The sequence below is a fragment of the Bosea sp. 685 genome (assembly GCF_031884435.1).
In the GTDB taxonomy this organism is placed as follows: Bacteria; Pseudomonadota; Alphaproteobacteria; order Rhizobiales; family Beijerinckiaceae; genus Allobosea.
Map to the genome: position 1 here is coordinate 3,334,421 of NZ_CP134779.1, position 18,192 is coordinate 3,352,612.

17 protein-coding genes are annotated in these 18,192 nt (G+C 65.1%); 4 read left to right on the top strand and 13 right to left on the bottom strand.

Annotation, left to right across the window (positions count from 1 at the left end; translation table 11 throughout):
- Positions 1-5 precede the first annotated feature (5 nt).
- The 7 genes from RMR04_RS16945 to RMR04_RS16975 all read right to left on the bottom strand — a co-directional run bounded on the left by RMR04_RS16945 (position 6) and on the right by RMR04_RS16975 (position 6,878).
- Positions 6-1,199, bottom strand: coding sequence for a CaiB/BaiF CoA transferase family protein (locus RMR04_RS16945; protein WP_311909505.1), 1,194 nt, complete (start codon positions 1,197-1,199; stop codon positions 6-8).
- A gap of 140 nt (positions 1,200-1,339) precedes the next feature.
- Positions 1,340-2,338: a class II fructose-bisphosphatase gene (gene glpX / locus RMR04_RS16950; RefSeq protein WP_310151096.1), complete on the bottom strand. Its 999-nt coding sequence runs from the start codon at positions 2,336-2,338 to the stop codon at positions 1,340-1,342.
- Positions 2,339-2,409: 71 nt separating this feature from the next.
- Positions 2,410-3,756 carry a homoserine dehydrogenase gene (locus RMR04_RS16955; protein ID WP_311909506.1) on the bottom strand — a complete coding sequence of 449 codons (1,347 nt, stop codon included), beginning with the start codon at positions 3,754-3,756 and terminating at the stop codon, positions 2,410-2,412.
- 62 nt (positions 3,757-3,818) lie between these two features.
- Positions 3,819-4,274: a GNAT family N-acetyltransferase gene (locus RMR04_RS16960; RefSeq protein WP_311915865.1), complete on the bottom strand. Its 456-nt coding sequence runs from the start codon at positions 4,272-4,274 to the stop codon at positions 3,819-3,821.
- 57 nt (positions 4,275-4,331) lie between these two features.
- Positions 4,332-4,763, bottom strand: coding sequence for a hypothetical protein (locus RMR04_RS16965; protein ID WP_311909507.1), 432 nt, complete (start codon positions 4,761-4,763; stop codon positions 4,332-4,334).
- 271 nt (positions 4,764-5,034) lie between these two features.
- Positions 5,035-6,255: an LL-diaminopimelate aminotransferase gene (locus RMR04_RS16970; protein WP_311909508.1), complete on the bottom strand. Its 1,221-nt coding sequence runs from the start codon at positions 6,253-6,255 to the stop codon at positions 5,035-5,037.
- A 161-nt stretch (positions 6,256-6,416) separates the two neighbouring features.
- Positions 6,417-6,878 (bottom strand): hypothetical protein, encoded by a 462-nt coding sequence (locus RMR04_RS16975; protein WP_311909509.1) that lies wholly within the window; start codon positions 6,876-6,878, stop codon positions 6,417-6,419.
- A gap of 219 nt (positions 6,879-7,097) precedes the next feature.
- Between RMR04_RS16975 and phaC the strand changes: the two genes are divergently transcribed.
- The gene (phaC, locus tag RMR04_RS16980) at positions 7,098-8,834 is read left to right on the top strand and encodes a class I poly(R)-hydroxyalkanoic acid synthase (RefSeq protein ID WP_311915866.1); all 1,737 of its coding nucleotides are present in this window, start codon (positions 7,098-7,100) and stop codon (positions 8,832-8,834) included.
- 5 nt (positions 8,835-8,839) lie between these two features.
- Here phaC and RMR04_RS16985 read toward each other — a convergent pair whose 3' ends face one another.
- Entirely contained in the window at positions 8,840-9,709 is an 870-nt protein-coding gene (locus RMR04_RS16985; protein WP_311909510.1) for an aldo/keto reductase, read from the bottom strand.
- Positions 9,710-9,762: 53 nt separating this feature from the next.
- On the opposite strand from RMR04_RS16985, the gene RMR04_RS16990 reads away from it, so the two are divergent.
- Both RMR04_RS16990 and RMR04_RS16995 read left to right on the top strand, forming a co-directional pair.
- A complete protein-coding gene (locus tag RMR04_RS16990; protein ID WP_311909511.1) occupies positions 9,763-10,158 on the top strand; it encodes a MerR family transcriptional regulator in 396 nt (131 codons plus the stop codon).
- Between the two features lie 216 nt (positions 10,159-10,374).
- Positions 10,375-11,163, top strand: a complete 789-nt coding sequence (locus RMR04_RS16995) for a transporter substrate-binding domain-containing protein (RefSeq protein ID WP_311909512.1) — start codon at positions 10,375-10,377, stop codon at positions 11,161-11,163.
- Between the two features lie 290 nt (positions 11,164-11,453).
- On the opposite strand, the gene RMR04_RS17000 is transcribed toward RMR04_RS16995, so the two are convergent.
- Positions 11,454-12,773: an OmpP1/FadL family transporter gene (locus RMR04_RS17000; protein WP_311909513.1), complete on the bottom strand. Its 1,320-nt coding sequence runs from the start codon at positions 12,771-12,773 to the stop codon at positions 11,454-11,456.
- A 431-nt stretch (positions 12,774-13,204) separates the two neighbouring features.
- Between RMR04_RS17000 and RMR04_RS17005 the strand changes: the two genes are divergently transcribed.
- Entirely contained in the window at positions 13,205-14,056 is an 852-nt protein-coding gene (locus RMR04_RS17005; protein WP_311909514.1) for a fumarylacetoacetate hydrolase family protein, read from the top strand.
- 229 nt (positions 14,057-14,285) lie between these two features.
- Here RMR04_RS17005 and RMR04_RS17010 read toward each other — a convergent pair whose 3' ends face one another.
- The 4 genes from RMR04_RS17010 to RMR04_RS17025 form a co-directional block, all read right to left on the bottom strand.
- Positions 14,286-15,407, bottom strand: coding sequence for a helix-turn-helix transcriptional regulator (locus RMR04_RS17010; protein ID WP_311909515.1), 1,122 nt, complete (start codon positions 15,405-15,407; stop codon positions 14,286-14,288).
- Between the two features lie 117 nt (positions 15,408-15,524).
- Positions 15,525-16,460 carry an N-acetyl-gamma-glutamyl-phosphate reductase gene (argC, locus tag RMR04_RS17015; protein WP_311909516.1) on the bottom strand — a complete coding sequence of 312 codons (936 nt, stop codon included), beginning with the start codon at positions 16,458-16,460 and terminating at the stop codon, positions 15,525-15,527.
- A gap of 381 nt (positions 16,461-16,841) precedes the next feature.
- Positions 16,842-17,798 (bottom strand): agmatinase, encoded by a 957-nt coding sequence (speB, locus tag RMR04_RS17020; protein ID WP_311909517.1) that lies wholly within the window; start codon positions 17,796-17,798, stop codon positions 16,842-16,844.
- A gap of 20 nt (positions 17,799-17,818) precedes the next feature.
- Positions 17,819-18,100, bottom strand: coding sequence for a hypothetical protein (locus RMR04_RS17025; RefSeq protein WP_311909518.1), 282 nt, complete (start codon positions 18,098-18,100; stop codon positions 17,819-17,821).
- Positions 18,101-18,192 lie beyond the last annotated feature (92 nt).

The window sequence follows — 18,192 nt, forward strand, 5'->3', positions numbered from 1 at the left end:
CTCCTTCAGATCGCGCCACTATCCTTCAAACGCGTGATCGCCGCTTCGTCATAGCCGAGCTCGCCCAGGATCTCGGCATTGTGCTCGCCGGCTTCGGGCGTCGGCGTCTGCACGGAAGCCGGCGTGCGCGACAAGCCGACAGGCTCGCCGATGACGCGGATATCGCCGAGCACAGGATGCGAAACCGGCTGCGCAATGCCCAGATGCCGGACCTGCGGGTCGTCGAACATCGCATCGACCGCATAGATCGGCCCCGCCGGCACGGCCGCCGCCTCAAAAGCAGCCAGCCAATGGGCGCTGTCCTGCGTGGTCAGGATCGCCTCGATCAGCGCGCGCAATTCGGGCCGCGCTTTGAACCGCTTCTCCATATTGTCGTAGCGCGGATCGCTTGCGAGGTCGGGGCGGTCGATCGCCCCGCAGAAGGAGCGCCAATGCCCTTCCGCGCCGACGCCGATATTGATGTGGCCGTCGCGCGTCGCATAGACGCCCATCGGCGTCGAATAGGGATGGTCGTTGCCGGCCTGCGGCGGCACCTGGCCTTCGACCAGGAAGCGCGCCGCCTGGAAATCCATCATCGCGATCTGGGCTCCGAGCAGCGAGGTCTGGACCCATTGGCCCTTGCCGGAGACCGCGCGCTCCTGCAGCGCCACCAGCGCGCCGATCGCGCCATAAAGCCCGGCGGCGGAATCGGCGACTGCGATGCCGGCGCGCACCGGGCCCTGGCCAGGCAGCCCCGTCACCGACATCATTCCGCCCATGCCCTGGGCGATCTGGTCGAAGCCCGCGCGCGTCCGGTAAGGCCCGCTCTGGCCGAAGCCCGAGATCGAGACCAGGATCAGGCGCGGATTGAGCGCGTGCAGCGTCTCGAAATCGAGGCCGAGCCGCTCCTTCACATCGGGCCGGAAGTTCTCGACCAGGAGATCGGCGCTCTCGATCAGCTTGCGCAGGACTGCCGCGCCGCCTTCCGTCTTCAGATTGAGCGTCAGCGAGCGCTTGTTGCGATGCAGGTTCTGCATGTCATAGCCATGCCGCGGCCCGCTCATGTTCTCGTTGGGGTCGAAGCCCGGCGGGCTCTCGACCTTGATCACATCGGCGCCGAAATCCGCGAAGACCCGCACGCAGGTCGGCCCCGCCCGGACGCGCGAGAGATCGAGCACGCGGAGGCGGTTGAGCGCGGAGGACGGCGACGGGCGCGGCATGGCTCTCCACAGCAACTTGCCGATTCAGTTAGATCGTCAAGTTGCTCTATCCTTTTGTTTTAACGCGTTTTCCTTACGCGAACCGGTATCCACTTCGTTCGCAAACGCGCTGGGTTGGATGAGGCTCTCGCCTCCCAGGCTCAATCCAGCTTGAACTTCGCGAAGTCGCGGTGCTCGCCATAGATCCGGCGCACGGTGCCGGTGATCGAGCGATAGACGATCGTCTCGGTCTCGATGACGTCCTTGCCGAACCTGACGCCCTTCAGCATGCCGCCATTGGTGACGCCGGTGGCGCAGACGATGGTATCGCCCGAGGCCATCTCCTCCATGCTGTATTTCCGGTTCGGATCGGTGATGCCCATGGTGAGGGCACGGGCGCGCTTCTCCTCGGTGTCGAGGATGAGGCGGCCCTGCATCTGGCCGCCGACGCAACGCAGCGCAGCTGCCGCCAGCACGCCCTCGGGCGCGCCACCGATGCCGAGATAGAGGTCGATGCCGGTCTTGTCCGGCTCGGTGCAGTAGATCACGCCGGCGACGTCGCCATCGGTGATCAGGCGGATCGAGCAGCCGGTTTTGCGGACCTCCTCGATCAGCTTGGCATGGCGCGGGCGGTCCATGATCAGGGTCGAGATCTCGCTCGGCTTGACGCCCTTGGCCTTGGCCAGCGCATGGATGTTGTCGGTCGCGGAGGCGTCGAGATCGACCACGCCGCGGGCATAGCCCGGGCCGATCGCGATCTTGTTCATGTAGACGTCAGGCGCGTTGAGCAGCTTGCCGGCCTCGGCCATCGCCATCACGGCGATGGAATCGGGCATGTCCTTGGCGCAGAGCGTCGTGCCCTCGAGCGGATCGACGGCGATGTGGACCTTGGGGCCCTGCCTGGTGCCGACCTTCTCGCCGATGAAGAGCATCGGCGCCTCGTCGCGCTCGCCCTCGCCGATGACGATCTCGCCGTCGATCGGCAGGCGGTTGAGCTCGCGGCGCATGGCGTCGACCGCCGCCTGATCCGCCGCCTTCTCATTGCCGTGACCGCGGAGCCTCGCGGCCGAAACCGCAGCGCGCTCGGTGACGCGGACCAGCTCCATCGAGAGATAGCGCTCGATGATCTGGTTCGGGGAAATACGGAGATCTTCGGACATGGATGGCTCCCTATGGGCAGTCGGCAATCGGCAGCGGGCAGTCGGTCTGGCTATTGCCAACTGCCGATTGCCTACTCCCGCTCTATACGGATGACTTGCGGCGGTTCCGCGATATGGCCGTCGGCAGAAACCTTCTCCAGCGCCGCCCGGATCGCGGATTCGCTGGTGGCATAAGTGATGAGCACGACCGGAACCGGCGCGCCGGAACGCCCGGAGGGGTCGCGCGCAGCTGCGCTCTCCGAACGGCGCTGGACGATGCTTTCGAGCGAGATGTCGGCTTCAGCCATGCGGGTCGCGATCGCAGCCGCCGCTCCGGGATGGTCGAGCACGGCAAGGCGGACGTAATAGCCGCCCTCATGCCGCTGCATCGGCGCGCGGGTCGGCGTTTCCAACCGCGCCACAGGCAGGCCGAAAGGCAGGCCCGCCGTGCCGCGCGCGACATCGGCGATATCGGCGACGACGGCCGAGGCCGTCGGGTCGCCGCCAGCGCCAGGACCGACCAGGGTGATCTCGCGAACCGCATCGGCGTCGATGGTGACGGCGTTGGTCACGCCCATCACCTGCGCGATGGCCGAGGATTTCGGCACCATGGTCGGGTGCACGCGCTGTTCGATACCGGTCTTGGTCCTCTCGGCGACGCCGAGCAGCTTGATCCGGTAGCCGAGCTCATCGGCCATCTTCAGGTCGAGCGGAGCGATCGAGGAAATGCCTTCGACATGAATCGCTTCGGCGTCGATCTTCGTCCCGAATGCGAGGCTGGTCAGGATGGCGAGCTTATGGGCGGTGTCGTAGCCTTCGACATCGAAGGTCGGGTCGGCTTCGGCATAGCCCAGGCGCTGGGCGTCGGCGAGGCAGGCCTCGAAGGTCAGCCCCTCCCTCTCCATGCGCGAGAGGATGTAGTTGCAGGTGCCGTTCAGGATGCCATAGAGCCGCGTGACATTGTTGCCCGACAAAGCCTCGCGCAGCGTCTTCACCACCGGGATGCCGCCAGCCGACGAGGCCTCGAAGGCCAGCGCCACGCCCTGCTCCTCGGCGAGCGTCGCCAGCGCCACGCCATGATGGGCGAGCAGCGCCTTGTTGGCCGTGACGACCGATTTGCCGGAGGCGAGCGCGGCCTCGACGGCTTCCTTCGCCACCCCTTCCGAGCCGCCGACGAGCTCGACCAGGCAGTCGATCTCCGAGGATTTCGCCAGCGCGACGGGATCGTCGAACCAGGTCAGGCCGGCAAGATCGACGCCGCGATCCCGGGTTCGGTCGCGCGCCGAGACGGCGGTGACGCGAATGGCGCGGCCGCAGCGGGCGGCGAGCGCATTCTCCTGCCGGCGCAGGATGCGCAGCACGGAGGCTCCAACGGTGCCAAGCCCGGCAAGGCCGATGCGAAGCGGCGAAGATTGTGGCGAGGGAGGCGCGAGGGTCATGTGGCGCGGGGTCGCATGAGGGGAGGCGCGAGTCAACGGCGCAGGGCGGGATGATCGGCCATTCACGCCGGCTCGAACGACTTGACCATGAAGATGCTCAACGGGTCGTTGGCGTAGGAGCCGAACGGTCCGCACTCCCTGAATCCGATGCGCCGGTAGAGACCCAAGGCCTCATGCGACTTGACGCCCGTCTCCAGGAAGATCTGCCGGACACCGTCCTGCGCGGCCGCAGCCTCAATCGCCTGGACGAGCCGGAGGCCAACGCCCTGCCCTCTCGCAGCCGGATCGACGAACAGGCGCTTGATTTCGGCCGAGCCATCCGGGAAGACGGCATAGCCGCCGCATCCCAACGCCTTGCCATCCGCCCTTGCGACGAAAAACCGAATATTATCCGCCAGCAGCGCGGTCAGAGGCGACCCGAACCTGCTCTCCGAGGGATAGAGCGCCGAGGAGCGCTCATCAGCCTGCTTGAGAAAATCAACGACGCTCGGCTGATCCGGGCTTTCTTGCTGAACCACGATCGTCAAAGGAGGTTCTCCGCACAAAGGTGCTCACTTGGGCGCTCACTCGGGCGCTCACTCGAAGCGGCAGACCACCTCGGCTGCAATCCGCTTCACCTTCTTATCGGCGAAGCTCAGATGGATCCGCAGCAGGTTGTTGCCGAAGGCCGTGGCCTTGATCGTCCGCAGCGCCTCCACCGAGGCGCCGTCCCAGGCGGTCGAGTTCTCGATCATGGGGCTCCAGAACCAGGGCTTCGGCGGCACGATGGTCACGCTCTCCAGAACCTGCTCGGCCTGCGCCTGTTCAGTGCCCAGGGGAATGTAGCGGGAGACGATCTCGGTGGCATCCCGGCCGCAATCGCGCGCGATCGTTGCGGCCAGCACATCGGCGACCAGCGGCGAATCCGTCTGGGGCAGTCGCCCGCGCGAATAATCATAGGTGGCGACGAGGCAGATCAACGCGAACAGGCCGAAGCCGATGCCGATCAGACGGCCTTTTGAGAACATCTCGCGTGCCTCGGTCCAAGTCCGGACGAGAATGTCCGCGACCAAGGGGTTCCCATGTTTGGGCGGCGCGGTCCAGTCTTTACGGTCCTTCTGGCACCCTCCGCGTCATCCCGGACGCAACCCCCGGGTCCGATCTTCGATCGGTCCAAGGATAAACTCCGCGGAGATCCGAGGTCCATCGTAGAGTTCAGCGCCCTTCGATGGATCCCCGGTCAAGCCCGGGATCACGCAGTGGATGGTATTAGCGTTGCACCCGGATTGGCTTCCGCCCTCACCCCGCCTTAGGCATCTGGATGACGTTGTGCAGCGTCTGATCCGCCGTCTTGAGGAAGCGGCCGATATTGCGGGCCGCCTGGCGGATGCGCTGTTCGTTCTCGACGATGGCGATGCGGACGAAATCGTCGCCATGCTCGCCAAAGCCGATGCCCGGCGCGACCGCGACCTCGGCCTTCTCGATCAGGAGCTTCGAGAACTCCAGCGAGCCGAGATGGCGGAACTTCTCCGGGATCGGCACCCAGGCGAACATCGAGGCCTGCGGCACGGGCACTTCCCAACCGGCCTTGCCGAAACTCTCGACCAGCGCGTCGCGACGCTTGCGGTAGATCTCGCGCATCTCGCGGATGCAGTCGTCGGGTCCGTTCAGGGCAGCCGCCGCGGCAACCTGGATCGGCGTATAGGCGCCATAGTCGAGATAGGATTTGACGCGTGCGAGCGCAGCCAGCAGCCGCTCGTTGCCGACGGCAAAGCCCATGCGCCAACCGGCCATGGAAAATGTCTTCGACATCGAGGTGAACTCTACCGCCACATCCATCGCGCCCGGCACCTGCAGCATCGAGGGCGGCGGATTGTTGTCGTCGAAATAGACCTCGGCATAAGCAAGGTCGGAGAGCAGGATCAGCTCGTGCTTCTTCGCGAAGGCGACGAGATCGCGGTAGAAATCGAGCGAGGCGGTGAAGGCCGTTGGATTCGCAGGATAGCAGGTGACGAGCGCGATCGGCTTCGGCACGGAATGGATGATCGCCCGCTCCAGCGCCGGGAAGAACGCCGGCGTCGGCTCGGCCGGCACCGAGCGGATGACGCCGCCCGCCATCAGGAACCCGAAGGCGTGAATCGGATAGCTCGGATTGGGCACCAGCACGACATCGCCCGGGCCGGTGATGGCCTGCGCCATATTGGCGAAGCCTTCCTTGGAGCCGAGCGTCGCGACGACCTGCGTATCCGGATTCAGCGTCACGCCGAAGCGCCGCTCGTAATAATGCGCCTGAGCGCGCCTGAGGCCGCCGATGCCCTTGGAGGCCGAATAGCGGTCGGTGCGCGGCTTACCGGCTGTTTCGACCAGCTTCTCGATGACATGCCTGGGGGCCGGCAAATCGGGATTGCCCATGCCGAGATCGACGATGTCGACGCCCTTGGCGCGTTCGGCTGCCTTGATCTTGTTGACCTGCTCGAAGACGTAGGGCGGCAAGCGCTTGATGCGGTGAAAATCGGCCATATCGAACAGATCCCTCGCCAGGACGGCGGACTTATGATGTGCGCAAGTCATAATCCTTGCGCCAAGGGTGCTTAGCACCGCATCTTCGGTCAGGGCAGCCCTAAAAACGCAAGAATCGATCGAGCGCCAGGGAAAGGCCGGTTTCCCCGGCCTGTACCGGCTCAGTTCGTCGGCAGCGCCGCAGCGGGAGCCGGCGCCGGCAAGGCCTTGCCGAGCGAGACGGCCTGGGAACCTGCCGCATCATTGGAAATTCGCCTGGCCTCGAGCTGACTCTCGATCTGCTTGAACTCGGCGCGCCGCTTGCAAGGGTCGGTCGGCTTCAGATCAGGCACCGGAGCCGTGAAACGGGCGGCCTGCCCCGTCGGCGTATAGGCCGGCGGCGGGGTCGGGCCTGCACATAAAGGATTGACGGCGATCGTCTTGTTGATCGGGATATAGGCCGGATCGACAGGGCGGGTCTGCTGCACGAAGCTCTTCGACTCTTGCGGAGTCGTGGCGATTCCGGCGACTTCGGCGACCGACTTGACCGGTCCCTCGCCCGCGCAGCCAGCCAGCGACAGGGCGAGCAGAGACGGCCCCAGCAGCATGATCATCGATTTCATCATGGGCGGATCGAAGAGCATGAGCGGTTCCGGCGCAATGTCGATTTTTGTTTGTCAATCATATCGGCTACGTCCTTAATGGGACCAAAATGGGGAGTGTTAAGCTGCCCCGCAGAATAAAGCGACGGGAGAAGACGCACCATGAATCGGCCAAAGGACGACAAGCCGAGACTGGACGCCGGTTCGCCCGATGCCGCGCCAGAGACCCTAGCGCCCGACTTCGATCAATTCACGCAGAATATGGGCCGCCTGGTCGAGGAATACGGCAAGGTCACCGCCGCCTATCTGAAGCCGATCGAGCGCGGCGAGGCCAAGGCGGCCGCAACCGAAGAGGTCAGCGAGATGGTCAAGACGCTTGGCCGAGTCGCCGAGCGCTGGGTCAGCGACCCCCGCAAGATCATCGAGGCGCAGGCCTCGATCACCGCCGATTTCCTCAGCCTGTGGAGCGCCACGCTGAAGCGCGTCAGCGGTGAGACGGCCGAGCCCGTGGCCCAGCCCGACAAGCGCGACGCGCGCTTCAACGACCCCGACTGGTCGGCGCATCCGATGTTCGATTTCGTCAAGCAGGCCTATCTCATCGGCTCACGCTGGGCCGAGGACATGGTCGAGCGCACCGAGGACATCGACCCGCATACGCGCGAGAAGGCGCGTTTCTACGTCAAGCAGATCGCCGGCGCGCTCTCGCCCTCGAACTTCGTGGCGACCAATCCGGAATTGCTGCGCGAGACGCTGCGGCAGAACGGCGACAATCTCGTGCGCGGCATGAAGATGCTGGCCGAGGACATCGAGGCCGGCAAGGGCGAGCTCAAGATCCGCCAGTCGGACGCGCATGCCTTCGAGGTCGGCGTCAACATCGCCACCACGCCGGGCAAGGTGATCTTCCGCAACGAGATCATAGAGTTGCTCCAGTACGCGCCTGCAACCGAGCAGGTGCTGAAGCGGCCGCTGCTGATCGTGCCGCCCTGGATCAACAAGTTCTACATCCTCGACCTCAACGCCGAGAAGAGCTTCATCCGCTGGTGCGTATCGCAGGGGCTGACGGTCTTCTGCATCTCCTGGGTCAATCCCGACGAGCGCCACGCTGCCAAGGATTTCGAGAGCTATATGCGCGAGGGCGTTTTTGCTGCGCTGGACGCCATCGAACAGGCGACGGGCGAGAAGCGCGTCAGCACGATCGGCTACTGCGTCGGCGGCACGCTGCTCGGCGTCGCCCTGGCCTATATGGCGGCCACCCGGGACAAGCGCATCGACAGCGCCACCTTCTTCACGACGCAGGTGGATTTCTCCAAGGCCGGCGAACTATCCGTCTTCGTCGACGAGGACCAGATTCGCGCAGTCGAGGAGAAGATGGCCAAGAGCGGCTATCTCGACGGCTCGCGCATGGCCGGCGCCTTCAACATGCTGCGGCCCAACGACCTGATCTGGTCCTATGCGATCAACAACTATCTCAAGGGCAAGGCCCCGACCCCCTTCGACCTGCTCTACTGGAACGCCGATTCGACCCGGATGCCGGCCGCCAACCACTCCTTCTACCTGCGCAGCTGCTATCTCGAGAACAAGCTCTCAAAGGGCGAGATGCGCATCGGCGGCAAGACGCTCGACCTGAAGAAGGTGACGATCCCGATTTATAACCTGGCCGCGCGCGAGGACCATATCGCCCCGGCGCCGTCGGTCTTCCTCGGCTCGCAATGCTTCGGCGGCCCGGTCGACTACGTCGTGGCGGGTTCGGGCCATATCGCCGGCGTGGTCAACCCGCCCGCCAAGGTCAAGTACCAGTACTGGACCGGCGGCAAGGCGCAAGGACGCTACGAGGACTGGATCGCAGCGGCCACCGAGCATCCCGGCTCCTGGTGGCCGCACTGGTTCGCCTGGCTCGAGGCGCAGGCGCCAAAGCGCGTCCCGGCGCGCCAGCCCGGCGACGGCGAGCTGCCGGCGCTGGAGGATGCGCCCGGCAGCTATGTGAAGATGAAGGCATAACGCCCTCACCCGAGCGACATCACATCCATCTGCTCAAGAGCCACCATCTCCTGCTCCGTCAGGACGAGCTCGCAGGCAGCGACGTTCTGTTCGAGATGCGTCAGGGATGACGTACCGGGGATCAGGATCGTGGCCGGTGATTTCCGCAGCAGCCACGCCAATGCGACCTGCCCCGACGTCGCGCGCCTACGCACTGAGATCTGTTCCACCGCCGCCGACTTGGCCAATGTGCCGGCTCCGAGCGGGTAGAAGGCGATGAAGCCGATCCCGTGCCGCTCGCAATATTCCAGAACGTCGTGGTGGCGGCGATCGGCCAGATTGTAGCGGTTTTGCACGGTTGCGATCTCGACGACTGATCGCGCTCGCTCGATCTGCTCAATTCCGACCTCGGACAGGCCGATATGGCGAATCTTGCCTTCACTCCGCAGGGCGAGGAACGCGGCCATCGTGTCCTCGATCGGGATCGCCGGATCGACTCGATGCAGCTGGTAGAGATCGATGCACTCGAGGCCCAGATCGCGCAGGCTGCCCTCGACGGCCCGGCGGATATGCGCGGCGCTGCCATTCATGGAGATGCCCGGACTGTCCGGCCTCGCCGGGCCGCTGCGAACGATCCCGCCTTTCGTGCCGATCACCAGCCCCGGCTTGTAGGGAGCCAGCGTGTCTCTGATCAGTCGTTCATTGTCGCCGGGGCCATAGACGTCGGCCGTGTCGATGAAATCGATCCCCAGTTCGACCGCGCGACGGAGAACCACGGCCGCTTCAGCCGGGTTCTCCGGCGGCCCCCAGACACCGGGTCCGGTCAGGCGCATTGCGCCAAATCCCATACGGTGCACCGGCAGATCGCCGCCAATCCGAAAAATCTCGTTCGTCATCTCGTCACCTCTGCACCTGCCGAGGCAGATGCTGTAAGTGTGGACCACACTCCATGGTCAAGAGACGGATCGTGCTGATCTCCGAATTCGCGCGGGCAACCGGACTGACAACCGACACGGTGCGCTTCTACGTCCGCCTCGGGCTTTTGCGCCCCGGTGCGGGCACAAAGGGCGGTCGCCATCCCTATCAAATCTTCAGCGAAAGCGACCTGAGGGCAGCCGAGCGCATTCGCCTGTCCCAGGCGGCCGGGCTCTCTCTCAAGGAGATCGCAATATTGGGCGCCGAGCGACGTGCCGGGCGCATGACCTCCGAGCGGAGGATCGAAGTCGTCAGTGCGCAGATCGACAAGCTCGAGGCCAAGGCTGCGGAGTTGAAAGCGATGGCCGACTATTTGAGAGCCAAGCGCACATGGCTCGTCAGCGGCGAACAAGGCGCGGAGCCGACCTAGAACGGTTTCCGATCCAGTTGGATCGTTCAGCGGCTCGTGTTGCCTGTTTTAACGCGTTTTCTCCGCGCAAACGCTTCGCGTTTGTCGCGAGGGAACCGGTCTCCACTCCGCTCGAAAACGCCCTAGGTGTTTTCGCCGGCGCATATCGCTTTTCGCCGGAGCGAATAAGGTTGTGACCACGATGCCCTAACGCTTAACAACGGGCCGAGGTTTCCCATGCGCTTTGCCCTGCTCACGCTCATTGCGGTCTTGCTCGCCTGTCCGGTGCAGGCTGCCGACCCCGTGCTGGCGCCCAGCGGCACGCTGCGCGTTGGATATATCGGTACGAACGTCGCGCAGGCTCGCCTCGACCCGGCAACCGGCACAATTTCGGGGGTGATCGCCGACATCACGCGCGAGCTCGGCCGTCGGGCAGACGTGCCGGTCAGCATCACGCCCCTCCCGACGGCCGCCGCCGTGCTTGATGCGGTCCGAAGCGGCCAGGTCGACATCGGATTTGTCGCTCCGAACCCGGCACGCGCTGGCATTGCGCTGTACTCCCGGACGTACATGCTGGTGCAGCAGAGCGCGCTTGTGAGTGCAGATTCCCCGCTCCGGTCCGTGAAGGAGCTTGACCGACCCACTCAGGTGATCGGGGTGAACACCGATGACAGTGTCGGCGTCTGGCTGAAAGGGCGGCTGATCGCAGCGAAGCTGCGAGAGACGCCCGACTATGCGTTGCGAGATGCTGTCCAGTGGCTTCGGAACGGGGACGTGATTGCCTTCGCGGGCGGGCGACAGCGGCTCGCCAGCGCGACGCGCGGCGTTCCCGGCCTGCGCATGCTCGACGACAATTTTTACGGTGTGCCGCAAGCCGTGGCGGTGCCAATCGATCATCAGGACCGGCTTCAGCTGATCAACGCGGCCCTCAGTGAGATGCGCTCAAGCGGCTTTCTGGCGGGCTCCGTCGCGCGCAGCGGCATCGATGGTCTTGCGGTTGCTCCAGCCGATACGCAGGAGCCATGACCATGGGTAGCCGGAAGGGCTAGAGCAGGATGCGAAAAAGTGGGAACCGGTTTTTCGCAATCGATCCTGCTCTAACTCTTTGATGAGAGACGGATTCAGATTTCAGACGGCATCACAAAGTGACCCCGTCTGAAATCATCCGGCTCTAGGAGCTGGGGACATTTCGTATCCGGGCTGCCGTTATGAGCGCGGCCCATCCGCAGAGAGCCTTCACAGCCCCGCGCTCCCCCAAGCTCACAACAAAAAAAGCCGGCCCGAAGGCCGGCTTTTCCTTTGCGCGGGAGTTCCGCTCAGTTCTTGCGGACGACCGGGCGCAGCGGGACCGTCTCGGCCGGGTCGTCCCAGCGATAGGTCAGGCCGACCGAGGCAATGTGGATGAAGGGCTTGGCCTCGGCGGTGTAGAACACCGCAGCCTGCTGCGGATGCGTGCCGTTATAGTTCACGCTCGCCTTCTTCACATCGATATAGGTGTAGCCGAGATCGAGCTTCAGCTTGTCGGTGACCTGATAGCTCAGACCGGCCGAGAGCCAGAGGCGATCATTGTCGGCGATGAAGATCGTGCGGTTGCGGTCGTTCACGGCCGAGAGCTCGTAGCCGACACCGGCGCGCAGCGTCAGCGCGCTGTTGTACTTGTATTCCGCGCCCAGCGAGAAATACCAGGCATCGTCATACTGGAAGTTCAGGCTCGTGACCGGCAAGCCGTTCGCCTTGGCGACGATCGGAATGTTGCGGAAACGGCTCCAATTCGTCCATTCCACGCCGGCATGGACCTGCCACTGATCGTTGATCACCTGCGACACGCCCAGCACGACCGAATCGGGCAGGTTGAGGTTGGCCTTGACCGGAATGACCGCGAGCGGCGTGCGGAAGGTGCCCTCGAGCGTCTGGCGCACCTCGGAGCGATAGGCCAGGCCGATCGAGGTTCCCTGGAACGGCGTCAGGGTGAAACCGAAGCGATAGCCGAAATCGATCGTATCGCCTTCGATGATCACCGGCGCCGCCGTCGGGCCGACGCCCGAGGCCTGCTTCAGCGCGGCATTGAAATACTGGACCTGCAGCGCGGCGCCGACCGAGAGCCAGTCGTTCACCTTGTAGCCGACGGTCGGCGAGACGTTGATCGTCTGCACCTTGGCCGAGCGGCCATAGACCTGGCCGGCATTGACCTGATTATCGGGCTTGGAACGCAGGCCATAGGGCGCACCGGTGGTCACGCCGACCCAGAAGCGGTCAGTGAGCTGCCAGGCGCTGTAGGAGGCCGGGATGAAGGCGCCGTCGCCGCCGAGATTGCCGGTGCCGTTCTGGATCGGGTTCAGCGGGCCGAGCGGCGAGCCCAGGCGCGTGGCGGCGGTCGGCTGGTAATCGGCATTCGCGTTGAGATAGGTGAAGTTCCAGTTGCTGTTGCGGCCGGGGAACATGGTGATCGTGGCCGGGTTCCAGGCCATCGAACCCATGCCGATACCGCCCGAGGCGGCGCCGGCATAGGCCATGCCGAGCCCTTCGGCGCTCTGGCCGCTGCGGATCGCGAAAGAACTGGCGGAGGCGGAGCCGGCCGCGAGAAGAGCAGCGGCCGAAACGGTTGCCGCGGCGATGAGGCGAACGGTGCTCTTCATCCTAATCCATCCCTTTGATTGAATCTTTCGAGGTCGAGGCGCCTCGCTGACACCACCATGACGCGAGGCCGGTTTCGCCGCAATCCCGCCGCAAGCGCCCTGAAAACGCCGCAACTTCGCTTGTTTCCGAAACGGCATGCCGGAAAACCGCCAAAAACCTGCCGATTTCTCGTATCGTCGCGAAGCAGCACGGCCAAAACGATCGTTTACATGCGAACTATCGTCGATTTCGACGTACCCGGCTAAAAACCATGCAGGGCGGCCCGATTGCCGGGCATGTTGCTTTCGCGGGATACGTTGCATCGGCGCAACAATCCTATGGCTATCCAGACGCAGCCGCGTCATGCGCGGGAACTCACTTGTCATTGCGCGCCCCATCCGCTCAGGTGCGCGCCACCCGAATTAGATCGATTGAAACAGGGGGAAACACCATGAAACTGCTGCGATACGGCGCTTTTGGCCAGGAAAAACCCGCCCTTCTCGACGCCAAGGGCGGCTTGCGCGACCTCTCCGGCGTGATTTCAGATTTTGCCGGCAAGACGCTCGGCTCGGCCTCGCTCGCCAAGATCAAGGCGCTCGATCCCGAATCGCTGCCGCTCGTCCAGGGCTCGCCGCGAATCGGCGCCTGCGTCGGCGACGTGCATAATTTCATCGCCGTCGGCCTCAACTTCGCCGATCACGCCGCCGAGACCGGCGCCGCGATCCCCAAGGAGCCGATCCTGTTCAACAAGGCGCCGAACTGCATCGTCGGCCCCTATGACGACGTGATGATCCCGAAGGCCTCGGTTAAGACCGACTGGGAGGTCGAGCTCGCCATCGTCATCGGCGATGGCGGTTCCTATATCGACGAAAAGGACGCCATGGCCGCGATCGCCGGCTTCTGTGTCTGCAACGACGTCTCGGAGCGCGAATTCCAGGCCGAGCGCGGCGGGCAATGGGCCAAGGGCAAGGGCTGCCCGACCTTCGGGCCGCTCGGCCCCTGGCTGGTGACGCCAGACGAGATCACTGACGTGCAGAATCTCGGCATGTGGCTCGAAGTCGATGGCGAGCGCGTCCAGAACGGTTCGACCAAGACGATGATCTTCGGCGCCGCCTATCTGGTGCATTACATCAGCCAGTTCATGCGCCTGGATGCCGGCGACGTCATCACCACCGGCACGCCCCCGGGCGTCGGCCTCGGCTTCAAGCCGCCGCGCTTCCTGAAGGGCGGCGAGGTCGTCACGCTCGGCATCGATGGGCTGGGCACGCAGAAGCAGAACTTCGTGCCGTTCAAGGCTTCCTGAGAGCTTTCAAAAAAAGCGCCACCATGACCGCTTGACCCGGTCATGGTGGCGAAGATCCAACCGGCAAACGGCCCTCATCTGCCATGAGAGCCAGCCGGAAGCGGCTCGCCGGAGTGACGGCGCCCGAACTGCAGCCGACCGGCCGCGTATGTTTCCAGAGATTTCACGCCGTCGCGATCGGCGCACCCCCCAAATGGGGGCATAGCGGTTTATCCTGCCATCTCGGCAGTCAGCCGAGCTTCGCGGCGCCCTGAAGCATGCCGACGAGGTCCGACTGGCGGCGAACCCCCGTCTTGGCGAGGACGCGCTTGAGCGTCGTGCGCGCGGTCCCCTCCGTCACGCCCAGTCGCTGCGCCGCCTGGCGGGGCGCATGCCCGGCGGCGATCATCGCCGCGAGCTTCGCCTCCGCCGGCGTCAGGTCGAACAGCCCCTCGATGAGATCGGCGCCCAGAATGCGATGAGGCAGAACCGGCGTCGCGACCAGGATCGCGCTCGCCAGCGTGAACACGTCGCGCGCCCTGCCTGTCACCGGCGAGAGATGCACGACGATGGGCGGGTGCCCCTGCCCTGCCGGAATCGCGATCGAACGCACCGCCACGTCATGAGCCTGATAGGCGAGCGCCGCCATGGCCGTCTCCAGCATGCGGTCGGCGGCGGCGTCGACGATCCCGAGCCGTGCCGGCCGGTCGCGGAAGACCGCCGGCATCAGCGCGCTCAGCAGGCTGTTGATGCTGAGGATGCGCCCGCCCGGCCCCAACACGGCGCCAGGCAAGCCCATCATTTCGAGCGCCTGGGCAGCAGCCCTCGCCCGCTCCAACCCGAGACGCCGCGCCAGCAGGCCGGCGCGGGCGAAATGCGGCCGCAAGCGGTTGAGCGAGGCGACCGCCTCGGGCTCCACCGTGCCTTCGTCGAAGCCGCGCTCGCAATGGACGACGATCACATCGCCCGAGGGACAGGTAATCGCCGTCGCCGCGGCCGAGCCATAGCCCGAAGGGATCAGCATCTCCTGATAGAGCGGCTCGGTGGCGATCTCGTCGGGCGTGAACACATCCGTGTCGGTGATGAAGCCGGCATGTCGACAGGCAAGAAGCCGCAAACTGCGCTGGTTCACCGGCACGGGCAGGCGCAGCATGATGTCGTTATAGGTATTCTCGAAGGCAGCGCTCGACGCCGTCAGGCGCGCCTCTCCCTCCAGTATCGTGCCGAACAGCGCCTCGCGGCAACCAGCGACCTCTGCCGTCGCCCGCAAGACCTCCGGCCATCCCTCCGAGACGATGGCCGCCTCATAGATGCGGTCGATCAGTTGGTTTTCGTCGATCAGCTGGTTGTCCTGGGACCCGACCGTCGGCAAGAGCTCATCCTTTCGCAGCGCCTTCGCGGCGCGCATCTGCCGCTATTGTACGATGCACGCCGGAAACAGCCTTGCGCTGGAACAAGCGCCTCTTCACGTTTCCGTGAAGGCCGGATGTCAGCCCTCAGCGAGCCCCAGCATCAGCCGGATGTTCTGCACCGCCGCCCCCGACGCGCCCTTGCCGAGGTTGTCGAGCTTGGCGACCAGCACCGCTTGCCCCAGCGCGTCATCGCCGAAGACGCGCAGTTCGAGCCGGTTGGTGTCGTTGAGCGATTCCGGCTCCAGCTTGCCGCCAGCCTGGGCGCTCGGCACGACGCTGACATAGGTCGAACCGGCATAGTGCGCAGCCAGTGCAGCTTCGAGCGCCGCGGTCGTCGGCTTGCCCGGCAGCATGTCGAGATGCAGCGGAATCGAGACCAGCATGCCCTGCCGGAAATTCCCGACCGAGGGCACGAAGATCGGACGCCGCGTCAGGCGCGAATAGAGCTGCAATTCCGGCAGGTGCTTGTGATGGAGGCCAAGCCCATAGAGTTCGAAGGCCGGAGCAGCACCGGCCTCATAGGCCTCGATCATGCTCTTGCCGCCGCCGGAATAGCCCGACACCGCATTGACGGTAATGGGATGGTCCTGCGCCAGCAGGCCGGCATCGACCAGCGGCCGCAACAAAGCGATCGCGCCGGTCGGATAGCAGCCGGGATTGGAGACGCGGTTGGCGTTGGCGATCTTCTCCGCATGGCCCGGCGCCATCTCGGCAAAACCATAGACCCAGTCCGGCGCGACGCGATGGGCCGTCGCCGCATCGACGATCTTGGGCGCATCGCCGCCGAGTTCGTCAGCCAGCGCGACCGATTCCCGTGCCGCATCATCGGGCAGGCAGAGCACGACGAGATCGACGCCCGCCATCATCTCCTTGCGCGCGGCGGGATCCTTGCGCTTGTCGGCAGCGATGCTCTTGACCACGACCTCGGGCAGGGCCGCGAGCCGGTCGCGGATGCCGAGCCCCGTGGTGCCGGCCTCGCCGTCGATGAAGATGGATTTCAGGTTCTGGCTCATCTGGACCCCCGATGGGTGCGAAAGCAGGTTGTTTCGTCGGCTTCAGGCATAAAAAAACCGCGCTCATGGCGCGGTCGCGGACAATCGGACTAACAGCCGAGCGTCATCGCGGTCGCGCAGGGGCGGCCATGGTCGGGCGACGTCGGATCAGGTTCGTGATCATAGGGAGGGATATGATGGAGGGAGGCCGTGCTGTCAATCTCGACGCGGGCCGACGCCCCACCGTCATGGTCGGGCTTGTCCCGACCATCCACGTCTTCGTCCGGCAAGCTTCGTGTTCAAGACGTGGATGCTCGGCACAAGGCCGAGCATGACGAGAGGACTTATTTCAATGATCTGAATCGGTTGCACCGCAGCGCTGCCAAACCGATTCAACCCGCCTCACCCCATCTTCTTCAACGCCAGCGCCTGGATGTAATGCTGCGCCACGGCCGCGCCGGCGATCGCGGTCGCATCGGCATGGTCGTAAGGCGGCGAGACCTCGACCACGTCCATGCCGCGGAAATCGAGGTCGCGGATGCCCCAGACCATGCCCAGCCCCTGCGCCGAGGAGAGCCCGCCCGCCACTGGCGTGCCGGTGCCCGGCGCGAAGGCGGGGTCGAGCCCGTCAATGTCGAAGGTCAGATAGGCCGGGCCCTGCCCCACCCGCTGCCTGATGCGCGCGACGACGCCGTCCACGCCCAGCGCCTGCGCGGCATAGCCGTCGATGACCGCGATACCACAATCGCGCGGCGCGACGGTGCGGATGCCGATCTGGATCGAGCGCTCGACATCGATCAGCCCCTCGCGCACCGCCTCGAGCACGAAGGTGCCGTGGCTGATCGCGCCGACGCCGTCATCCCAGGTGTCCTGATGCGCATCGAACTGCACCAGAGCGAGCTTGCCATGGCGGGCGACATGGGCGCGCAGCAGCGGCAAGGTGATGAAATGGTCGCCGCCGAGCGTAACGAGATGGGCACCGCTGGCGATGATCTTTGCCGCCCCCTCCTCGATCGCCTTGGCGCAGCCCTGGAGATCGCTACGCGGCAGCAGGCAATCGCCGTAATCGACGGCCGAGAGATGCTCGAACGGATCGATCCGCGAGGGATATTGCGCGTCGCCGTCGAAGATCGCGCTGACGCGGCGCAGGGCTTGCGGGCCAAAGCGCGTACCGGGTCGGTTCGAGACGGCAAGGTCGAAGGGCACGCCCCAGATCACGAGGTCGCAGCCGGAGACGTCCTTGCTGTAGCGGCGGCGCATGAAGGAGAGCGCGCCTGCATAGGTCGGGTCATGCGCGGCCCCTCGCCTGTCGCCGGTGAAGGCGTGGTCGATCGTCGGGGTGTCGGCGGGTTCGGTCATGTCAGCGATCTCGAAAGGGCTCAGCGGCGCGGGCCGGCAAGCCAGACATAGAGGCACCAGGGCAGGATCAGCGCGAGTGCGGAAAGCACCAGCCGCAGCGTCGTCCAGGCGACGGGATAGTCCAGCGCCCGGCCATTGAGCTCCGGCACGCCATGGATCATCCCGAGCGCGATGGCCGGCGCCAAGAAGATCACCAGCGCGCTGCCGATGCGCCGGCCGCGCGATGCATCCTCACGCGACAGCGCGAGCAGTGCGGGCGCGGCGATCATGCCGAAAGCGATCAGGACGAGCAGGACGCGCATGGAGTTCCGGAGCGGCGGGTCGAGTTCTAGGATGTAACACGCCCCGCTTGCGGCTCCAGTCGCTGCGGCGGGGCTGCGCAGCCGAATCTGTC